General features: G+C 63.5%; 17 protein-coding genes. 11 read left to right on the forward strand and 6 right to left on the reverse strand.

Annotation, left to right across the window (positions count from 1 at the left end; genetic code table 11):
* Positions 1 to 55: 55 nt before the first annotated feature.
* Positions 56 to 511, reverse strand: a complete 456-nt coding sequence (locus UB31_RS00700; protein ID WP_045003626.1) for a GatB/YqeY domain-containing protein — start codon at positions 509 to 511, stop codon at positions 56 to 58.
* Positions 512 to 743: 232 nt separating this feature from the next.
* Between UB31_RS00700 and carA the strand changes: the two genes are divergently transcribed.
* On the forward strand, positions 744 to 1,934 hold the full coding sequence (gene carA, locus UB31_RS00705) for a glutamine-hydrolyzing carbamoyl-phosphate synthase small subunit (RefSeq protein WP_045003627.1): 1,191 nt from the start codon (positions 744 to 746) through the stop codon (positions 1,932 to 1,934).
* A 122-nt stretch (positions 1,935 to 2,056) separates the two neighbouring features.
* Entirely contained in the window at positions 2,057 to 2,581 is a 525-nt protein-coding gene (locus UB31_RS00710; protein WP_045009441.1) for a cupin domain-containing protein, read from the forward strand.
* A 163-nt stretch (positions 2,582 to 2,744) separates the two neighbouring features.
* On the opposite strand, the gene UB31_RS00715 is transcribed toward UB31_RS00710, so the two are convergent.
* Positions 2,745 to 3,269 carry a Dps family protein gene (locus tag UB31_RS00715; protein ID WP_045009442.1) on the reverse strand — a complete coding sequence of 175 codons (525 nt, stop codon included), beginning with the start codon at positions 3,267 to 3,269 and terminating at the stop codon, positions 2,745 to 2,747.
* 113 nt (positions 3,270 to 3,382) lie between these two features.
* Between UB31_RS00715 and UB31_RS00720 the strand changes: the two genes are divergently transcribed.
* A complete protein-coding gene (locus tag UB31_RS00720; protein WP_045003633.1) occupies positions 3,383 to 4,084 on the forward strand; it encodes a class I SAM-dependent methyltransferase in 702 nt (233 codons plus the stop codon).
* A gap of 231 nt (positions 4,085 to 4,315) precedes the next feature.
* Here the strand turns inward: UB31_RS00720 and UB31_RS00725 are convergent, their stop codons facing one another.
* Positions 4,316 to 4,687, reverse strand: a complete 372-nt coding sequence (locus UB31_RS00725) for an ArsR/SmtB family transcription factor (protein WP_045009443.1) — start codon at positions 4,685 to 4,687, stop codon at positions 4,316 to 4,318.
* 111 nt (positions 4,688 to 4,798) lie between these two features.
* On the opposite strand from UB31_RS00725, the gene UB31_RS00730 reads away from it, so the two are divergent.
* The 3 genes from UB31_RS00730 (at position 4,799) to greA (ending at position 10,262) form a co-directional block, all read left to right on the forward strand.
* On the forward strand, positions 4,799 to 5,968 hold the full coding sequence (locus tag UB31_RS00730; RefSeq protein WP_045003635.1) for an MFS transporter: 1,170 nt from the start codon (positions 4,799 to 4,801) through the stop codon (positions 5,966 to 5,968).
* Positions 5,969 to 6,111: 143 nt separating this feature from the next.
* Positions 6,112 to 9,576, forward strand: a complete 3,465-nt coding sequence (carB, locus tag UB31_RS00735) for a carbamoyl-phosphate synthase large subunit (RefSeq protein WP_045003636.1) — start codon at positions 6,112 to 6,114, stop codon at positions 9,574 to 9,576.
* 212 nt (positions 9,577 to 9,788) lie between these two features.
* Complete coding sequence (greA, locus tag UB31_RS00740; protein ID WP_045003638.1) at positions 9,789 to 10,262, forward strand: transcription elongation factor GreA; 474 nt, start codon at positions 9,789 to 9,791, stop codon at positions 10,260 to 10,262.
* Between the two features lie 324 nt (positions 10,263 to 10,586).
* Here the strand turns inward: greA and UB31_RS00745 are convergent, their stop codons facing one another.
* Positions 10,587 to 11,066 (reverse strand): Lrp/AsnC family transcriptional regulator, encoded by a 480-nt coding sequence (locus UB31_RS00745; RefSeq protein WP_045003640.1) that lies wholly within the window; start codon positions 11,064 to 11,066, stop codon positions 10,587 to 10,589.
* A 266-nt stretch (positions 11,067 to 11,332) separates the two neighbouring features.
* Here UB31_RS00745 and trxB point away from each other — a divergent pair, with 266 nt between their 5' ends.
* From trxB to UB31_RS41100, 5 genes are all read left to right on the forward strand, one after another.
* The gene (gene trxB, locus UB31_RS00750; RefSeq protein ID WP_045009444.1) at positions 11,333 to 12,298 is read left to right on the forward strand and encodes a thioredoxin-disulfide reductase; all 966 of its coding nucleotides are present in this window, start codon (positions 11,333 to 11,335) and stop codon (positions 12,296 to 12,298) included.
* A 5-nt stretch (positions 12,299 to 12,303) separates the two neighbouring features.
* Positions 12,304 to 13,227 carry a LysR family transcriptional regulator gene (locus UB31_RS00755; protein ID WP_045003643.1) on the forward strand — a complete coding sequence of 308 codons (924 nt, stop codon included), beginning with the start codon at positions 12,304 to 12,306 and terminating at the stop codon, positions 13,225 to 13,227.
* 447 nt (positions 13,228 to 13,674) lie between these two features.
* Positions 13,675 to 14,646, forward strand: coding sequence for a 4-hydroxy-tetrahydrodipicolinate synthase family protein (locus UB31_RS00760; protein WP_045009445.1), 972 nt, complete (start codon positions 13,675 to 13,677; stop codon positions 14,644 to 14,646).
* 302 nt (positions 14,647 to 14,948) lie between these two features.
* Entirely contained in the window at positions 14,949 to 15,095 is a 147-nt protein-coding gene (locus tag UB31_RS41985) for a hypothetical protein (protein WP_197090754.1), read from the forward strand.
* A 132-nt stretch (positions 15,096 to 15,227) separates the two neighbouring features.
* Positions 15,228 to 15,374: a hypothetical protein gene (locus UB31_RS41100; protein WP_156162994.1), complete on the forward strand. Its 147-nt coding sequence runs from the start codon at positions 15,228 to 15,230 to the stop codon at positions 15,372 to 15,374.
* Positions 15,375 to 15,448: 74 nt separating this feature from the next.
* Here UB31_RS41100 and UB31_RS00765 read toward each other — a convergent pair whose 3' ends face one another.
* Together UB31_RS00765 and UB31_RS00770 are read right to left on the reverse strand one after the other, a co-directional pair.
* Positions 15,449 to 16,126, reverse strand: a complete 678-nt coding sequence (locus tag UB31_RS00765) for an AAA family ATPase (RefSeq protein WP_045003647.1) — start codon at positions 16,124 to 16,126, stop codon at positions 15,449 to 15,451.
* A gap of 426 nt (positions 16,127 to 16,552) precedes the next feature.
* A complete protein-coding gene (locus UB31_RS00770) occupies positions 16,553 to 16,909 on the reverse strand; it encodes a hypothetical protein (protein ID WP_045009446.1) in 357 nt (118 codons plus the stop codon).
* Positions 16,910 to 17,201 lie beyond the last annotated feature (292 nt).

Genomic DNA, 17,201 nt, shown 5'->3' on the forward strand with positions numbered 1-17,201 from the left:
AGTAGACCGAATAGGCGCGGTATCAAAGATGCCCATCCTCCCCTAGGGGAAGACGCTAACCCGTCAGCGCCGCCTTCACCAATCCGCTGGCCTTGCCAAAGTCCATCTGCCCGGCGTACTTCGCCTTCAGCGCAGCGATCACCTTCCCCATGTCCTTCATGCCGCCCGCGCCGGTCTCGGCGATGATCTCCGAGATCGCCTTCTTCACATCGTCATCCGACATTTGCTTCGGCAGGTACGCCGAGATCACCGCGATCTCCTCGCGCTCCTGGGCGGCGAGCTCAGCGCGGCCGCCCTTGTCGTAGAGCTCGACCGATTCCTGGCGCTGCTTGATCATCTTCTGGAGCACGGCCAGCAGGTCGGCGTCCGACAGCGGCGGCTTGCCGTTGCCGCGCGCCTCGATGTCGGCGTTCTTGATGGTCGAGTTGACCATGCGCAGCGTGGAGAGCTTGCGCTCCTCCCTGGCCTTCATGGCCTCCTTGACTGCATTGTTGATGTCGTCGCGCAACATGATCGTGATCCTCTCAATCCATTGCGCCTGATCTAAGCCGTTTGCGGCAAAGAGGCCATACCGGCCCCGTCGCGCTGCGGTTCATTGTTTCCGATCCGGCCGCCGAAACTGCGCAAAAATTACCTGTTCCAGCTTAAGTGCCTGAGGACACCTGTCAAATATGCAAAAACGCATGTGAATCCGGCCTTTCCCGCTTTGACGGCGGCGCCTGCCGGGACTATGAACCGGGCTCATGACACAACATGACAACGATACCGCCTGGCCGGACCACAAACCGACCGCGCTCCTCGTGCTCGCCGATGGCACGGTGCTCGAAGGCTTTGGTCTCGGCGCCGAAGGCCATGCCGTCGGTGAAGTCTGCTTCAACACCGCCATGACCGGCTATGAGGAGATCCTCACCGATCCCTCCTATGCCGGGCAGCTGATCACCTTCACCTTCCCGCATATCGGTAACGTCGGTACCAACGAGGAAGACATCGAGACGGTGAACATGGCCGCGACGCCCGGTGCGCGCGGCGTGATCCTGCGCACCGCGATCACCGATCCCTCGAACTACCGCGCCACCAAGCATCTCGACGCGTGGCTGAAGGCGCGCGGCATCATCGGCCTCTCCGGCATCGACACAAGGGCGCTGACCTCGTTGATCCGCAGCAAGGGCATGCCCAACGCGGTGATCGTGCACGCCAAAGACGGCGAGTTCGACCTGCACGGCCTCAAGGAAGAGGCGCGCGAATGGCCGGGCCTCGAGGGCATGGACCTCGTGCCGATGGTCACCTCCGGCCAGCGCTTCACCTGGGACGAGACGCCGTGGCTCTGGGAGAAGGGCTTTGGCCGGCAGGACAAGACGGAGTTCAACGTCGTCGCCATTGACTACGGCATCAAGCGCAACATTTTGCGCCTGCTCGCCGGCGTCGGCTGCAAGGTGACGGTGGTGCCGGCGACGACCTCGTCCGAAGACATCCTGGCGATGAAGCCGGACGGCGTGTTCCTGTCCAACGGACCGGGCGATCCCGCCGCGACCGGCAAATATGCGGTGCCGGTGATCAAGGACGTGATCAAGTCGGGCACGCCAACCTTCGGCATCTGCCTCGGCCACCAGATGCTCGGCCTCGCCGTCGGCGCGAAGACGAAGAAGATGCATCAGGGCCATCACGGCGCCAACCATCCCGTGAAGGACGAGACCACCGGCAAGGTCGAGATCACCTCCATGAACCACGGCTTTGCCGTGGACGAGAACACGCTGCCGAAGGGCGCAACCCAGACCCACATCTCGCTGTTCGACGGCTCCAATTGCGGCATCCAGCTCGACGGCAGGCCGGTGTTCTCGGTGCAGTACCACCCCGAGGCATCGCCCGGCCCGCGCGACTCGCACTATCTGTTCCAGCGCTTCGCGGATCTGATGCGGCAGAAGAAGAGCGCGTAAGCCGCGCTCTCTCGCAACTGGTTTCACATAAGGCCCGGGCTTCGTTCCCGGGCTTCTTCGTTTAGGGAACGTCGTCTCACGCCTTTCGTTGATCCCCTGCTACGCTCACGCAGGAGCCCATCATGTCCGTCGTTCGCGACAAAGCCGAGCCGCTCGCCATCGTGTTCGAGGACGATGGGCTCGTGCCGAACAACGTCATTCCGTTCCTCGTTTACCAAGGTGCGGTGAAGCTCGATCCGAAGCATCCGGAAGAGACCATCGAGCAACTGTTCGGCGCGAACGGCTGGGGCGGGATGTGGCGCAACGGCGTCTACAACTATCTGCATTACCACGCGACGGTGCATGAGGTGCTCGGCGTCGCGCGCGGCCACGCCCGCGTCCGCTTTGGCGGCGATCATGGCCAGGAGCTCGATATCAAGGCAGGCGACATCGCGATCCTGCCGGCCGGCACCGGCCACCAATGCATCAAGGCGAGCGATGATTTCTGCGTGATCGGCGCCTATCCGCCGGGATCGAAGATGGAGATCACGCGGGCAACGCCGGAGAATCATGCCAAGGCGCTGAAGACGATTCCGAAGGTCGCGTTGCCGCCGGCCGATCCGGTGACGGGCAAGGATGGCGCGCTGATGCGGTTGTGGCGGCCTTAAAGCGCGAGTGCCGTAGGGTGGGCAAAGCGACTTGTCCGCCGTAGCTCGAAGAGCGAAGGCGGAAGCGTGCCCACCATTCATCCGCGATTGACGACAGCCAAATGGTGGGCACGGCGCGCGAAGAGCGCGCCTTTGCCCACCCTACGCAGCGTGCCATCGGCCCTTACGCCTCGTTGCCGCCTTCCTGGCGGGTGGCTTCGAACAGGAACCAGGTGCGGCGCTCGGTGTCGTCGATGAAGTTTTCGAGGATGCTGGCGCTGGCGACGTCGCCGGCGTCGTCGCAGACCTCGTGGGCCTTCCGCATCGCAGCCGCGACATGCTTGTTGTCCTGCATCAGCTCGCGCAGCATTTCGCGCGGCGGGACGTAGTCCTCGTTGTTGTCCTTGATGGTCTGGAGCTTGGCGACCTCGCCGATCGACTTCAGCGTGGTGCCGCCGATCTTGCGGACGCGCTCGGCAAGCTGGTCGGTGGTGGCGAAAATCTGGTCCGACTGCTCGTCGAGCAGCAGATGATAGTCGCGGAAATGCCGGCCGCTGATGTGCCAGTGGAAATTCTTGGTCTTCAGATACAGCGCGAACGAGTCGGCCAGAAGCACGTTGAGCGCCTCCGAAACCTTGTTGACCGCCTGGGGCGACAGATCGGTGGGCGTATCGAGGTCGGGCGAGACCTTGCTGGGGGCTTTGCTCACGGGAAACCTTCCTGTTAGGACGCGGACATTGACGGCGCGCCGTCGCACCCCTAACGCAGGCGGGCAGCGCCGGTTCCTTTGCCGGAACCGTTTGGCCGGGGCCCTCGGATACCATGGACGATTGGATCGATTATTACGACTCGACGCACACGATCTATGTCAGCAAGCTGCATCGCGATTTGCACTTTCAGATCATCGCGCGGGACATCATCGGCTACATCACCTCGCCCGAGGCGACCGTGCTGGACTATGCCTGCGGCGAGGCGCTGTCGGCGAGCCAGGTGGCGGCGGCCTGCGGCAAGCTGATCCTGGCTGAGCCGGCGCCGGGCGTCCGCGGCCGGCTGATCTCGCGGTTTGCCCCCAATACAAAGATCCGCGTCCGCTCGCTCGACGACGTGCGGAAAATGCAGGAGCAATCCATCGACCTCGTCGTGATGAATTCGGTCGCGCAATACATGACATCGACCGAACTCGATGGCGCGCTGCTCAACATCCGGCGCATCCTGAAGCCGTCCGGCAAGCTGGTGCTCGGCGATATCCTCCAACCCCATGTCGGAATGGGCCGCGATGTGACGGCGCTGCTCAGCTTCGGCCTGCGTCACGGCTTCCTCAAGGACGCGCTGGTCGGGCTGGTCAGCACCGCGCTGTCAGATTACCGTCATCTGCGCTCGCGCATCGGGCTCCAGCGCTACAGCGAGGACGAGATCGCCGCCAAGCTCAAGGCGGCAGGCTTCGCGGCGCAACGCGCCAACACCAATATCGGCCACAACCGCTGGCGCATGACCTTCATCGCAAGGCCGCCGCTCGTCCGTTAAGCTTAACAATTGGCTGAGGTGGCTTGTCGCACCTCGATCGGCAATGATCTCTGCGGCCCGGTGGCGGAAAGCGTCCACGCGAGAGCAGTGCATCGCTCTTTATCCTGGTTCAAATCCAGGCCGGGTCTCCAGCCTTCGCGGCTGACGCCGCTTCGGCTCGGCAGGCCCTATCGTGGCGAAGGCTGCCGCGGCGAAGCCCGAAGGGCGAAGCCGGGCTCGGCTCGGCAGGCCCTAGTCCACCTCGACCACGTCACATTCCGACATAAGCTGAAGCCTATCGGCGTCCTTGGCCGCGGATTTGATCACGGCATCGAGCAGGCCCGGGAAGCGCGCCTCCAGATCCTCGCGGCGGAGCCGCATCAGGCGGCTGGTGCCGACGATGCGCGTCTGCATCAAGCCGCATTCGCGCAACTTGGCGAAGTGGTAGGCGAGGTTCGACTTGCCGCTGAGCGCGTTGAAGTCGCCGCAGCGGAGCTCGCTGCTGACACGTTCCTGCTGGGCGAGCTGGTACACGATCGCCAACCGGGTCGGATCGCTCAGGCAATCCAGGACCATCGGCAGCTCGATCTGCTCGCGGGTGGGATGATGCGGCGTGCGGCTCATGGTGCAGTTATAGCAACACAGCCCATATGTTCAATAGTTCTTGAACTGATTGACATTGGAAGCCCCGTTACTCGATAGTTCAATAAACATTGAACATAGGAATGGCTGATCATGAGCGTGTTCTGGCTGGCGGTGGCGGCGTTTGCGATCGGGACGGAAGCCTTTGTCATTGCAGGGCTGTTGCCGACGATCGCGGCGGATCTGCAGATTTCGGTGCCGGCTGCCGGGCAGTTGGTCAGCGTCTACGCGCTCACCTACGCCGTGGGGTCGCCGATCCTCGCGGTGACCCTCAACAATATCGACCGCCGCACCGTGCTGACGCTGGCTTTGTCGACCTTCATCGCCGGCAATCTGCTGGCGGTGGTCGCGTCCGGGTTCGCACTGCTGCTGGCATCGCGGATGCTGATGGCACTTGGCGCTGGCCTGTGCATGCCGACAGCGCTCGGTGTCTCCGTGGCCGTCGCCTCCCCTGAACGGCGCGGCCGCGCCGTGGCGCTGGTCACCTCCGGCCTCACCATCGCAACCGTTATCGGTGTTCCCCTCGGCAATTGGATCGGCAGCCTGTTCGGCTGGCGCGCGACATTCGCCATGGTCGCACTGCTCGGCGCAATCGCGCTGGCGGGCCTGCTTTTTGGGCTCCCGCGAGGTCTGCCCAAAAGCACAGCCTCGCTCGCCGAGCGGCTGGCCGTGGCGCGTCACAGCAATGTCCTGATCGTGCTTGTCATCACGATATTATGGGCGCTCGGCGGCTTCACCATGTTCACCTATTTTGCCGTCCCGCTGCGCGGTCTCGGCTTCGACGCCTCGCACATCAGCCTCGCGCTCCTGGTCTTCGGCGCGGCCGCCGCGATCGGGAACATGCTCGGCGGCCTGTTGGCCGACCGGTTGGGCACCATCGCCACGGGGGCACTCGGCCTGACTGGCATGGCGAGCGCGCTTTTCCTGCATTCGCTGGTGCTGAAATTCCTCCCTGACCAGGCGCATTATGCGATCCTGGGCCCGATCTTCCTCCAGGGCATTTCGGGCTGGGCGTTCTATCCGGCCCAAGTCGCCAGCATCATTCGGATCGACCCGAAGGCCTCGATGGTCGCGCTCTCGCTCAACGCCTCAGCCATGTATCTCGGCTTTGCGATCGGGGGCGCCCTGGGCGGTGCCGTGCTTGCGGCATGGAGCCCGGCCGATCTCGGCTGGGTCGGTGGATTGAGCGTTTCGGCAGCCCTTCTGGTGCACCTCGCCCGTGGCTGGCAGGTGCGGCCAAAACCCGTCAAAATTGCCGGTTGATTGGCATTTTTCGGGGTTTCGCCGCCCCGGAAACTGGTCTAAGACCCACCCGCGCGCGAGGGACACCACCGCGCTCTCGGCTCAAGGGGACGCGCGGTAGCGCGCCCTTTTTTTGTGCCCAAATTCCACTTCGGCGAGAGTTGATGCCCAAACGCACAGACATCACCACCATCCTGATCATCGGCGCCGGTCCCATCGTGATCGGCCAGGCCTGCGAGTTCGACTATTCGGGCACGCAGGCGGTGAAGACGCTGAAGGAAGAGGGCTATCGCATCGTCCTCGTCAATTCCAACCCGGCCACCATCATGACCGACCCGGAATTGGCCGATGCGACCTATATCGAGCCGATCACGCCCGAGATCGTCGCCAAAATCATCGAGAAGGAACGTCATGTCATTCCCGGCGGCTTCGCGCTGCTGCCGACCATGGGCGGACAGACCGCGCTGAACTGCGCGCTGTCGCTGCGCCGGCAGGGCACGCTGGAGAAGTTCGACGTCGAGATGATCGGCGCCACGGCAGATGCGATCGACAAGGCCGAGGACCGCCAGCTTTTCCGCGAGGCCATGACCAAGATCGGGCTTGAGACGCCGAAGTCGCGGCTCGCCAACGCCTCCTCCCTGAAGAAATCCTTCCGCGACAAGTACCAGGCCGAGCGCGCGAAGCTGACGGGTGCCGCGCTCGAGGAACTCGAGCGGCAATGGACGCTCGGCGAAAGCGACCGGCGCAAGCGCTACCAGGAATATGCGCTCGGCCAGGCGCTGATGGCGCTCTCCGAGATCGGCCTGCCCGCGATCATCCGCCCGTCCTTCACGATGGGCGGCACCGGCGGCGGCATCGCCTACAACAAGGAAGAGTTCCTCGACATCATCGAGCGCGGCCTCGACGCGTCTCCCACCAACGAAGTGCTGATCGAAGAATCCGTGCTCGGCTGGAAAGAGTTCGAGATGGAGGTCGTGCGCGACAAGAAGGACAATTGCATCATCGTCTGCTCGATCGAGAACCTCGATCCGATGGGCGTGCACACCGGCGATTCCATCACGGTGGCGCCGGCGCTGACGCTGACCGACAAGGAATACCAGATCATGCGCGACGCCTCGCTGGCGGTGCTGCGCGAGATCGGCGTGGAGACCGGCGGCTCCAACGTGCAATTCGGTGTCAATCCTGAAGACGGCCGCATGGTCGTGATCGAGATGAATCCGCGCGTGTCGCGTTCGTCTGCGCTGGCCTCCAAGGCCACCGGCTTCCCGATCGCCAAGGTGGCGGCCAAGCTCGCGGTCGGCTATACCCTGGACGAAATCGCCAACGACATCACCGGCGGCGCGACGCCGGCCTCGTTCGAGCCCACGATCGACTACGTCGTCACCAAGGTACCGCGTTTCGCCTTCGAGAAATTTCCGGGCGCCTCGCGCACGCTGACGACGTCGATGAAGTCTGTCGGCGAAGTAATGGCGATCGGCCGCACCTTCCAGGAAAGCCTTCAGAAGGCGTTGCGCGGGCTCGAGACCGGCCTCACCGGTCTCGACGAGATCGAGATCGAAGGCCTCGGCCGCGACGACGACAAGAACGCGATCCGCGCGGCGCTCGGCACGCCGACGCCGGACCGGTTGCTCCAGGTCGCGCAGGCGATGCGGCTTGGCTGGTCGAATGACGAGATCTTCAACTCGTGCAAGATCGATCCGTGGTTCCTTAGCGAGATGCGCGGCATCGTCGACATGGAAGAGAAGGTCCGGAAGAACGGCCTGCCCGGCAACGCCTTCGCCATGCGCTCGCTCAAGACCATGGGCTTCTCGGACGCGCGGCTTGCGGTGCTGGTGGCGACGACGGAGGCCGAGGTGACCGCGAAGCGTCACGCGCTCGGCGTCCGTCCCGTCTACAAGCGCATTGACACCTGCGCGGCCGAATTCGCCTCTCCCACCGCCTACATGTATTCGACCTATGAGGCTCCGTTCGCGGGCACGCCTGCCGACGAAAGCGCGCCGTCCGACAAGAAGAAGGTCATCATCCTCGGCGGCGGGCCGAACCGCATCGGCCAGGGCATCGAGTTCGACTATTGCTGCTGTCACGCCTGCTTCGCGCTGCATGATGCCGGCTACGAATCCATCATGGTCAATTGCAACCCGGAAACGGTGTCGACCGACTACGACACCGCGGACCGGCTCTATTTCGAGCCGCTCACCGCCGAGGACGTGCTGGAGATCATCGCGAAGGAGCGCACCAACGGCACGCTGCACGGCGTGATCGTGCAGTTCGGCGGTCAGACTCCGCTGAAACTGGCGCGTGCGCTGGAAGCCGCTGAAGTGCCGATCCTCGGCACCTCGCCCGACGCGATCGATCTTGCTGAAGACCGCGACCGCTTCAAGCGCGTGCTCGACAAGCTTCGTCTCAAGCAGCCCAAGAACGGCATCGCCTATTCGGTCGAGCAGGCCCGCTTGGTCGCGACCGATCTCGGCCTGCCGCTGGTGGTGCGCCCGTCCTATGTGCTCGGTGGCCGCGCGATGCAGATCATCCGCGAGGAGAACCAGCTCGGCGATTACCTGCTCGGCACCCTGCCGGAGCTGGTGCCGGCCGATGTCAAGGCGCGCTACCCGAACGACAAGACCGGGCAGATCAACACCGTGCTCGGCAAGAACCCGCTGCTGTTCGATCGCTACCTCTCCGACGCCACCGAGATCGACGTCGACTGCCTCTGCGACGGCAAGGACACCTTCATCGTCGGCATCATGGAGCACATCGAGGAAGCCGGCATCCATTCCGGCGATAGCGCCTGCTCGCTGCCGCCGCACTCGCTCGATGCCAAGATGATCGAGGAGCTGGAGCGGCAGACGCGTGAGCTGGCGCTCGGCCTCGACGTCGTCGGCCTGATGAACGTGCAGTACGCGATCAAGGACGGCGACATCTACGTGCTCGAAGTCAATCCGCGCGCCTCGCGCACGGTGCCGTTCGTCGCCAAGGTGGTCGGCACGCCGGTCGCGAAAATTGCCGCGCGAATCATGGCCGGCGAGAAGCTTGCCGACTTCAAACTGAAGAAGGCCAACTTCAAGCATGTCGGCGTGAAGGAATCGGTGTTTCCGTTCGCTCGCTTCCCCGGCGTCGACACGGTGCTCGGTCCCGAGATGCGCTCGACCGGCGAGGTCATGGGCATCGACCGCTCCTTCGCGGTGGCCTTTGCCAAGAGCCAGCTCGGCGGCGGCACGCGGGTGCCGCGCAAGGGCACGGTGTTCGTCTCGGTGCGCGAGAGCGACAAGACGCGCATCGCCGACGCCGTTCGCGAGCTGCACTCGCTCGGCTTCAAGGTGCTGGCGACATCGGGCACGGCGCGCTTCCTGACCGATGAGGGCATCCCGACCGAGAAGGTGAACAAGGTGCTGGAGGGGCGGCCGCACATCGTCGACGCCATCACCAATGGCGACGTCCAGCTCGTCTTCAACACCACCGAAGGCCCGCAAGCGCTCGCCGACAGCCGCTCGCTGCGGCGCGCGGCCCTCTTGCATAAAGTGCCGTATTACACCACTCTTTCCGGGGCCGTGGCGGCCGCGCAGGGCATCCGCGCCTATCTGGGTGGGGACCTTGAGGTTCGTACCCTGCAGAGCTATTTTTCAGACACCTGATCATTAGCGGCGGCATAGCCTCCGCCAAGTGATTGGTGATGAAGCCACAATGGCCGGAGGAACTGTCCGGTCGCGTGGCAGTTCTGTTCCGTTGCCAAGCCCCTATCTGTCAACATCCGGCGGCCCACGCCTTGGGCCCCGGAAGGCCGACGAATCAAGGTTGCGGGCGCCCATCCGCGTATTGGGGCGCACGACGAAGGACGAGAGAGAAGATGGAAAAGGTTCCGATGACTGCGGGCGGGTTTGCCTCGCTCGGGGAAGAATTGAAGAAGCGCCAGTCCGAGGACCGTCCGCGCATCATCGAGCATATCGCGGAGGCACGCTCTCACGGCGACCTGTCGGAGAACGCGGAATATCATGCCGCGAAGGAAGAGCAGTCCCACAATGAGGGCCGCATCGCCGAGCTCGAGGACAAGCTCGCGCGCGCCGACATCATCGACATCTCGAAATTGTCCGGCGATACCATCAAGTTCGGCGCCACCGTGACGCTGGTGGACGAGGACACCGAGAAGAAGGCGGTGTGGCAGATCGTCGGCGAGGTCGAGGCCGACGCCAAGAAGGGCCGTATCTCCATCACCTCGCCGCTGGCGCGTGCGCTGATCGGCAAGAAAAAGGGTTCAACCGTCGAGGTCGTGGCGCCCGGCGGCGCCAAGGCGTATGAGATCACGAAGGTGGAGTGGCGGTAGGGATTTGCCGCTGCGCGTGATGAGATTTTGAAAAGGCCGTGCGATCCGTGCGGCCTTTTTTGTTTCTGCATGTTGCTGTGAGGTGGGTGCGCACCCTCTCGACGCGTCATTGCGAGCGAAGCTCCATCACGGTCCCCCGGAGGTGGCCGCTTCTTCAGCGGCCCTCAAGGGCGACGGCCCCGCTGTTGCCTCGCGCTGCTGCATCTCGGCCGTTCATCCTTCGAGGCTCTCCGCACGGCGCGTTGCGCCGCGCGGCTCGCACCTCCAGCGACGAGCGCTACGCGCTCGCGCGGGGATGACGGGACTGATACGCCTGCGGAAGACCTACCTTCGCCCCTTCACATCCAGCGGCACAGCCGCCTCGTATTTCGAATTGTGCAGCACCAGCGACGTCCGCACGTTGCGCACATGGGGAGCTGCGGTCAGGTGGGTCACGAAATCCTGGAACGTCGCCATGTCGGGTGCGACGCATTTCAGGATGAAGTCGACCTCGCCCGACAGCATCCAGCATTCCCGTACCAGCGGCTCGGCGCGGACGAACTCCTCGAAGGCGCGCAAATCGGCCTCGGCCTGGCTGGAGAGGTGCACGGCGGCAAACACCGTGACGTCGAAACCGAGTTTCCGCGCGTCCAGAAGCCCGCGATAGCCCTGGATATAGCCCTCCTCCTCCAGCGCCCGGACCCGGCGCAGGCATGGCGGGGGCGAAATCCCGACGCGCTTGGCCAGCTCGACATTGGTGATTCGCCCGTCGGCCTGGATCTCGGCGAGAATTTTGAAGTCGATCTCGTCTAGGTTCCGCGACACGTGATTGGAACTCCTAGCCTTACGGCGGTATCGGGTGGGTCTGTCGCAATCCTCATAGCCCAGTCTTGGCAGAATGCGCAATTTTATTGCGCGTGCACCGCAATCGACTTTTGTTCCGCGTTGGAAAAATCCGCCGATTGGGAATGCAATTCTTGCATGGCTCACCAGAAGGCTTAGATTAGCTCTGATATTTCAGCGCCTCCGCTAGGCCTCCCGGCACTGTCCGCGCCCGCGCTGCAATCCCCCGGTGAAAGGCGTCCGCTAAAATGTCCGCCCATGTCCATGCAAAGGTCGTCATCATTGGCTCCGGCCCCGCCGGCTACACCGCGGCGATCTACGCCGCGCGGGCGATGCTCGAGCCGATCCTGATCCAGGGCATCCAGCCGGGCGGCCAGCTCACCATCACCACCGACGTCGAGAACTATCCGGGCTTCGCCGACGTGATCCAGGGCCCCTGGCTGATGGAACAGATGGAGAAGCAGGCGGTCCATGTCGGCACCAAGATCGTCACTGACCTCGTGACCAAGCTGGAGACCGGGCAACGGCCGTTCCGCCTCACCTGCGACAGCGGCGACGTCTATCTCGCGGAAGCCGTGATCCTCGCCACGGGCGCGCAAGCGCGCTGGCTCGGGCTGCCGTCCGAAGGGAAATTCCAGGGCGGCGGCGTCTCGGCCTGCGCCACCTGCGACGGCTTCTTCTACCGCGGCAAGGAAGTCGTGGTGGTCGGCGGCGGCAATACCGCGGTCGAGGAAGCCCTGTACCTCACCAACCATGCCTCGCAGGTCACCATCGTGCATCGTCGCGATCACTTCCGCGCCGAACGCATCCTGCAGGAGCGCCTGTTCAAGCACCCGAAGATCAAGGTGGTCTGGGACTCCGCCGTCGACGAGATCTGCGGCACCGAGAACCCCAACAAGGTCACCCACGTGCGGCTGAAGAACGTCAAGACCGGTGCGCTTTCGGACGTGAAGACCGACGGCGTCTTCGTTGCTATCGGCCACGCACCGGCGACGGAGCTCGTGAAAGACCAGGTCAAGCTCAAACCGTCGGGCTATGTCGAAGTCGCCCCGAACTCGACCGCGACCTCGGTGCCCGGCCTGTTCGCCGCCGGCGACGTCGCCGACGAAACCTATCGCCAGGCCGTCACGGCCGCAGGCCTCGGCTGCATGGCCGCTCTCGAAGCCGAACGTTTCTTGGCCCTGCGCGCCAGCGAGCGCGCGGCAGCGGAATAAAAATCATGCCTCGAACACGCGACGGATTTACGGATATGGATTGGGACAAGCTGAAGGTGTTTCACGCGGCGGCGGAAGCGGGCAGCTTCACGCATGCCGGCGAGCAGCTTGGTCTGTCGCAATCGGCGGTCTCGCGCCAGGTCTCGGCGCTGGAACAGGAGCTCTCGGTCTCGCTGTTCCACCGCCACGCCCGCGGCCTGATCCTCACCGAGCAGGGCGACCTCTTGTTCCGCACCGCGCATGACGTGTTCATGCAGCTCCAGGCGGCGCGCGCAAAGCTGACCGACAGCCGCGAGCGGCCGAGCGGCGATCTCAAGATCACCACCACGCCCGGCGTCGGCATCAACTGGCTGATCCCGCGCCTCGGCGAATTCACCGCGCTCTATCCGGAGATCCGGATCTCGCTGATCGTCACCGACGAGGAGCTGGATCTATCGATGCGCGAGGCCGACGTCGCGATCCGCACCCGCAAGCCGACGCAGCCGGATCTCATTCAGCGCAAGCTGTTCGCGATGGGCTTCCACGCCTATTGCTCGCCGGACTACATCAAGCGCTTCGGCACGCCGCGCACGCTGGAAGAGCTCGACGCTCACCGCATCATCACGCTCTCGGACGGCACCTTCGCGCCGCATCTTCAGAACCGCAACTGGCTGGTCGAAGCCGGTCGCAACGGCTCGGGTCCGCGCGAGGCCTATTTCAGGGTGAACAATATCCTCGGCCTGGTGCGCGCCTGTCAGCAGGGCCTCGGCATCGCCGCGCTGCCGGACTATCTGATCGAAGAACAGAGCCGCCTCGTGCAGCTGTTCGGCGAATCGGATTCGATCCAGCTCGATACGTATTTTGTCTATCCGGAAGAGCTGAAGACGGTTGCACGCGTGCAGGTGTTCCGCGACTTCGTGGTGAGCAAGGCGCAGCGCTGGCCTTCCTGATTTCCGCATGTCTGACATGCGACCTCGACGGTTGCTGCATGACGCTTGGCAAGCTCATACTGTTTGCACGCTGAGCCTTCGCGTTGCGCATTTGTCCCCCTCCTCCAGTGGCGCGGGAGTTCAGTAATCCCTCTTGGAAGGTGATTGTGTCGGCCTCACGTGGCCAATACCTTAAGCCGGGCTCTCTTGAGCCCGGCTTTTTTTCGCGCAATTCGGTATTCACCTTCCGCGTGTATTGACAGTTCCAGACGTACCCCGCATCATTTGCAAATGATCACGAAGTCGTGCGCAATCGTCTCGAAAAAAGGCCCCCATTCGGGGACCTCGGATTTTTGCGCGCGCTAACTCGACTTCGTCATCGCAACAAAATCCCGAAAACCCCGCCGCCTGGACGGGGTTTTTTTCATGTGCCCTCCGTCTCAGGTCGCCTTGAGAAGGAGAAGGAACATGACCGACCTACGAACGCATCTACACGGGCTCTGGCTGCCGCTGGTGACGCCGTTTCGGAACGGCCGTCTCGACGAGACGTCGCTGCGGCGGCTGACGCGGCACTACAGCGCACAAGCCGTCGACGGCTTCATCCTCGGGGCAACCTCCGGCGAAGGCATGACGCTGCGGGACGCCGAGCTCGAACGCCTCGTCGCCATCGTGCGCGACGAAATGGCGGCCTGCCGCCGCACCGTTCCGATCTGCCTCGGCCTTTCCGGCGCCGACACCTCGCGGCTGAAGGATCGTCTCGACGAAACCGCGGACTGGCCGATCGACTTCTATCTCGTTGCGAGCCCCTACTACGTTCGACCGTCGCAGCGCGGACTGCTGGCGCATTTCGAAGCGCTCGCCGACCACGCCGCCTGGCCGCTGGCGCTCTACAACATCCCCTATCGCTGCGCGGTCAACATCACCAACCAGACCATGCTGCGGCTTGCCGAGCACCCCAACATCGTCGGCCTGAAGGATTGCGGCGCGAGCCGCGAGCAGTCGATCGCATTGCTGCGCGACCGGCCGAAGGGCTTTCGCATGCTCACCGGCGAGGACGCCAATTATCTCGAGGCGCTCTCCGACGGCGCCGACGGCGGCATCCTGCTCTCCGCCCACATCGAGACCGCGACCTTCGCCGCAATCCACGCTGAACTGAAGCGCGGCAACCACGACGCGGCACGGGCACGCTGGCAGGAGGTCGCCGAGCTGACGCGCCTGTTGTTCACTGAACCAAGCCCGGCGCCGGCAAAGTACTGGCTGTGGCGAACGGGCCTGATCGACAGCCCCGAGGTGCGCCTGCCGATGGTGGAAGTGAGCAGCGAGCTCGCAGCCCAACTCGATCGCGAGATCGAACGGAGGTTAGAAAAATCGACTCATGGGGAATCGTGGGTGGCTCCGCACCCTGACGGCGGTCTGGCAACGCCTTTCATGCAGACCTGAGTATGGACGAGTCGAGACATATCCGATGCCCGGCTGGCTGCGCCGCGATATCGGGCTGACGGAAGATGTCGTGACATCGGTGTGGGACCACGTGGACGAGATCAGGCGGAAACATACCGGATGGGTGTAGCCGGTTGGCCTTCGCCTCTCCCCGCAAGACCGGGGAGAGGCAGTGCGGCAGCGTGCCCCATGGTTAACCGCACACCAACGGCGTTCGCAGGCGCGGCATGGCGCATCCACGCCTCGTTTACGCAATGACGCCTAACGTCCCACTGCAAAGTCTTCAAACAGGGGGAATGACCATGGGGAATCGCATCCGTCCGACGGCCGCGGAAATCTTCGCGCCCGCCGATCTTTTAAAGGGAATTCTGGTGGTGTCGTCGTTCGGCTTCTGGGCCGTGATGCTCGGCTTGATGCCGGTGCTGCTGTTTCGTATCTGGCTTGCCTGATACGACTTCTCACGCGGATGGTTAAACGGACGTCACAAATGCGCTCAAAATGCGAGCGGAGTTGCGACCCGGAACTTTAAAACATCTTGCCTATCATTCCCGTCCATAGGCGAAGAAATCGCGGGGGCGTTTGTGAATAGTCAGAACGATATGGCGTCGCATTACGACGCCGGACAGCAGGGCTTTAGCACCGGAGACATTCTCTGGGCCGTCGGCATCTGGTCGGTGATCCTGACGCTGTCGCCGGTGATCGTGTTCTACATGCTGATGGTCGCGTAAAGCGCGATGATCCCTGAAACGCAAAACGCGCGGACATCCGCGCGTTTTTCGTCCGGGGAAATGATTGATGAAAATTATGCCGCCTGCTTGTGCATTGCGCCGGATGCCGACGCCGTGCCGCGAATAGCTTTCACTGAACGCTCGATCGCCGCCCACAGCCTTCCAATTTCCTGAGCCGCACGGCTCTCGGCCTGATATTCCCGCGCGCCTTCGCCGTGGCTCAGCGCCATCAGCAGATCCGAACGGTTGGTGATCTGGCCGCCCCACACCGGAGCACGGAATTTCGCCAGTGCCTCGCGCGCGATCGTGACGATTGGGCTTTCGGCCTCGTCGCGGCGTGCCGGCGCACCATTGAGCACGACCGCGTAGGGCTTGCGCGCCGCGCGGCACATCTGGATGGTTTCCTGCACCGCGTTGACGTCGAACACGCCGGGACGGGCCGGAATGACCACCATGGTGGCGTTCCTGATCGCGTCGTCGACGACGGCCGACAGATTCGGCGGCGTGTCGATCAACACCCATTCATATCCGTCGCGCTTGGCAGCGGAGACGATGCCGCTGACCGAGTTCACCGCAGACTTGATCGGCGGCTCGTTGGTGCCACGCAGCTTGTGCCACAGCGTGAGCGACCCCTGCGGATCCGCATCGACGAGCAGAATGGGCTTAGTCGCCTTGATCTGCGCGGCGAGATGTGCAGCCAGGGTACTCTTGCCCGAGCCGCCTTTACGCGATGCAAAAACAATAACGTTCATACCTCTGGCCTCCAGATTGACCCCAGGCTGCGAAAATGAATCACCGCGCTGATTCGTGAAAGAAAAATTTATCAGGAGTTGCGTCTCAGCCACGAAATAACAAGACGTGTTGGCTTTTGAGTCACACTGCTTCGCGCGACGGCAGACACAAACCGTCACGAGGCCCCTTTCACCGGGGCAATCGTGCGTTTTTTGAGCAGCCGCGCGGGAAAAAGCGGAATGCAACCTCGCCGGGCAAAGCCTTGCCCGGCTTTTTTCATCCGATGCGTTCGTAATTGTCGCAGGCGTCCGCGCCAGCACGCGAACAAAAGGAGTCCGGTGGCTGAGGCAGCAAATGCAAATGCCCGGGAGGATCGATTGGGAAGACGCGCTTCGCGCTTTTGCCGGGCATGACGGAGTTTGGAGAAGGCTCGTGCGAGGCGGCGCTCAGCTGTCTTCGGTCTTTTTCTTCTTGGTCGCCTTCGGCTTGGAGCTCTTCTTGGCAGCCTTGGGCTTGATGTTGGTCGGCGGGCCGGCACGGGTCGCGACCGCCTCGCTCGGCTCCGGTCCCTGCCGGAAGAACGGCCGGCACTGCGGTGACAGTTGCGCCTTCTTCTGGATCATGCAGGCGGTGATGGCATCGACGTTCGGAACGAACTCGCCGCACAGCCGCATCGCGTCCGGCGTGCAGGCCTGCTGCTGCTCCGGCGTATAGGCAAAGCCGGCACCCGGCTGGATCAGCACGGCCAGGGCAACCCCCGAGACCGCAGCAATCAAAAACTTCCAAGAGCGAAACGCCGGCATCGATCCCCCCAAATGTCGAGTCAGCGCGGAGTGTGGGTGAACGGCCGTTCGTTGGCAACCGAGCGGAGAGGCGAAAACCGGGAGCTGTGCGGTCTCGGCAACAGGGCAGCCTACCGTCTTCTCGGCCGTCATGCCCCGCGCAGGCGGGGCATCCAGTACGCCGCGGCCTCTCGGCCGATCACTACTGCCTCTGGAATACTGGATCCCCCGCTTTCGCGGGGGATGACGGCGGTGGGTGCGGCAACCCGTCCGACAAAAACCGCGAAAACAACCCCATGCACAGTAGCCGGGT

Source organism: Bradyrhizobium sp. LTSP849, assembly GCF_000938255.1.
Classification (GTDB): Bacteria; Pseudomonadota; Alphaproteobacteria; order Rhizobiales; family Xanthobacteraceae; genus Bradyrhizobium.

Excerpts from the sequence above, each read along its gene's own strand:
- UB31_RS00760 (WP_045009445.1), top strand. The coding sequence starts at position 13,675 with ATGACCGACCTACGAACGCATCTACACGGGCTCTGGCTGCCGCTGGTG.
- UB31_RS00700 (WP_045003626.1), bottom strand. The coding sequence starts at position 511 with ATGTTGCGCGACGACATCAACAATGCAGTCAAGGAGGCCATGAAGGCC.
- UB31_RS00720 (WP_045003633.1), top strand. The coding sequence starts at position 3,383 with ATGGACGATTGGATCGATTATTACGACTCGACGCACACGATCTATGTC.
- UB31_RS41985 (WP_197090754.1), top strand. The coding sequence starts at position 14,949 with ATGGGGAATCGCATCCGTCCGACGGCCGCGGAAATCTTCGCGCCCGCC.
- UB31_RS00730 (WP_045003635.1), top strand. The coding sequence starts at position 4,799 with ATGAGCGTGTTCTGGCTGGCGGTGGCGGCGTTTGCGATCGGGACGGAA.
- trxB (WP_045009444.1), top strand. The coding sequence starts at position 11,333 with ATGTCCGCCCATGTCCATGCAAAGGTCGTCATCATTGGCTCCGGCCCC.
- UB31_RS00755 (WP_045003643.1), top strand. The coding sequence starts at position 12,304 with ATGCCTCGAACACGCGACGGATTTACGGATATGGATTGGGACAAGCTG.
- carA (WP_045003627.1), top strand. The coding sequence starts at position 744 with ATGACACAACATGACAACGATACCGCCTGGCCGGACCACAAACCGACC.
- UB31_RS00765 (WP_045003647.1), bottom strand. The coding sequence starts at position 16,126 with ATGAACGTTATTGTTTTTGCATCGCGTAAAGGCGGCTCGGGCAAGAGT.
- greA (WP_045003638.1), top strand. The coding sequence starts at position 9,789 with ATGGAAAAGGTTCCGATGACTGCGGGCGGGTTTGCCTCGCTCGGGGAA.
- carB (WP_045003636.1), top strand. The coding sequence starts at position 6,112 with ATGCCCAAACGCACAGACATCACCACCATCCTGATCATCGGCGCCGGT.
- UB31_RS00770 (WP_045009446.1), bottom strand. The coding sequence starts at position 16,909 with ATGCCGGCGTTTCGCTCTTGGAAGTTTTTGATTGCTGCGGTCTCGGGG.
- UB31_RS00710 (WP_045009441.1), top strand. The coding sequence starts at position 2,057 with ATGTCCGTCGTTCGCGACAAAGCCGAGCCGCTCGCCATCGTGTTCGAG.
- UB31_RS00725 (WP_045009443.1), bottom strand. The coding sequence starts at position 4,687 with ATGAGCCGCACGCCGCATCATCCCACCCGCGAGCAGATCGAGCTGCCG.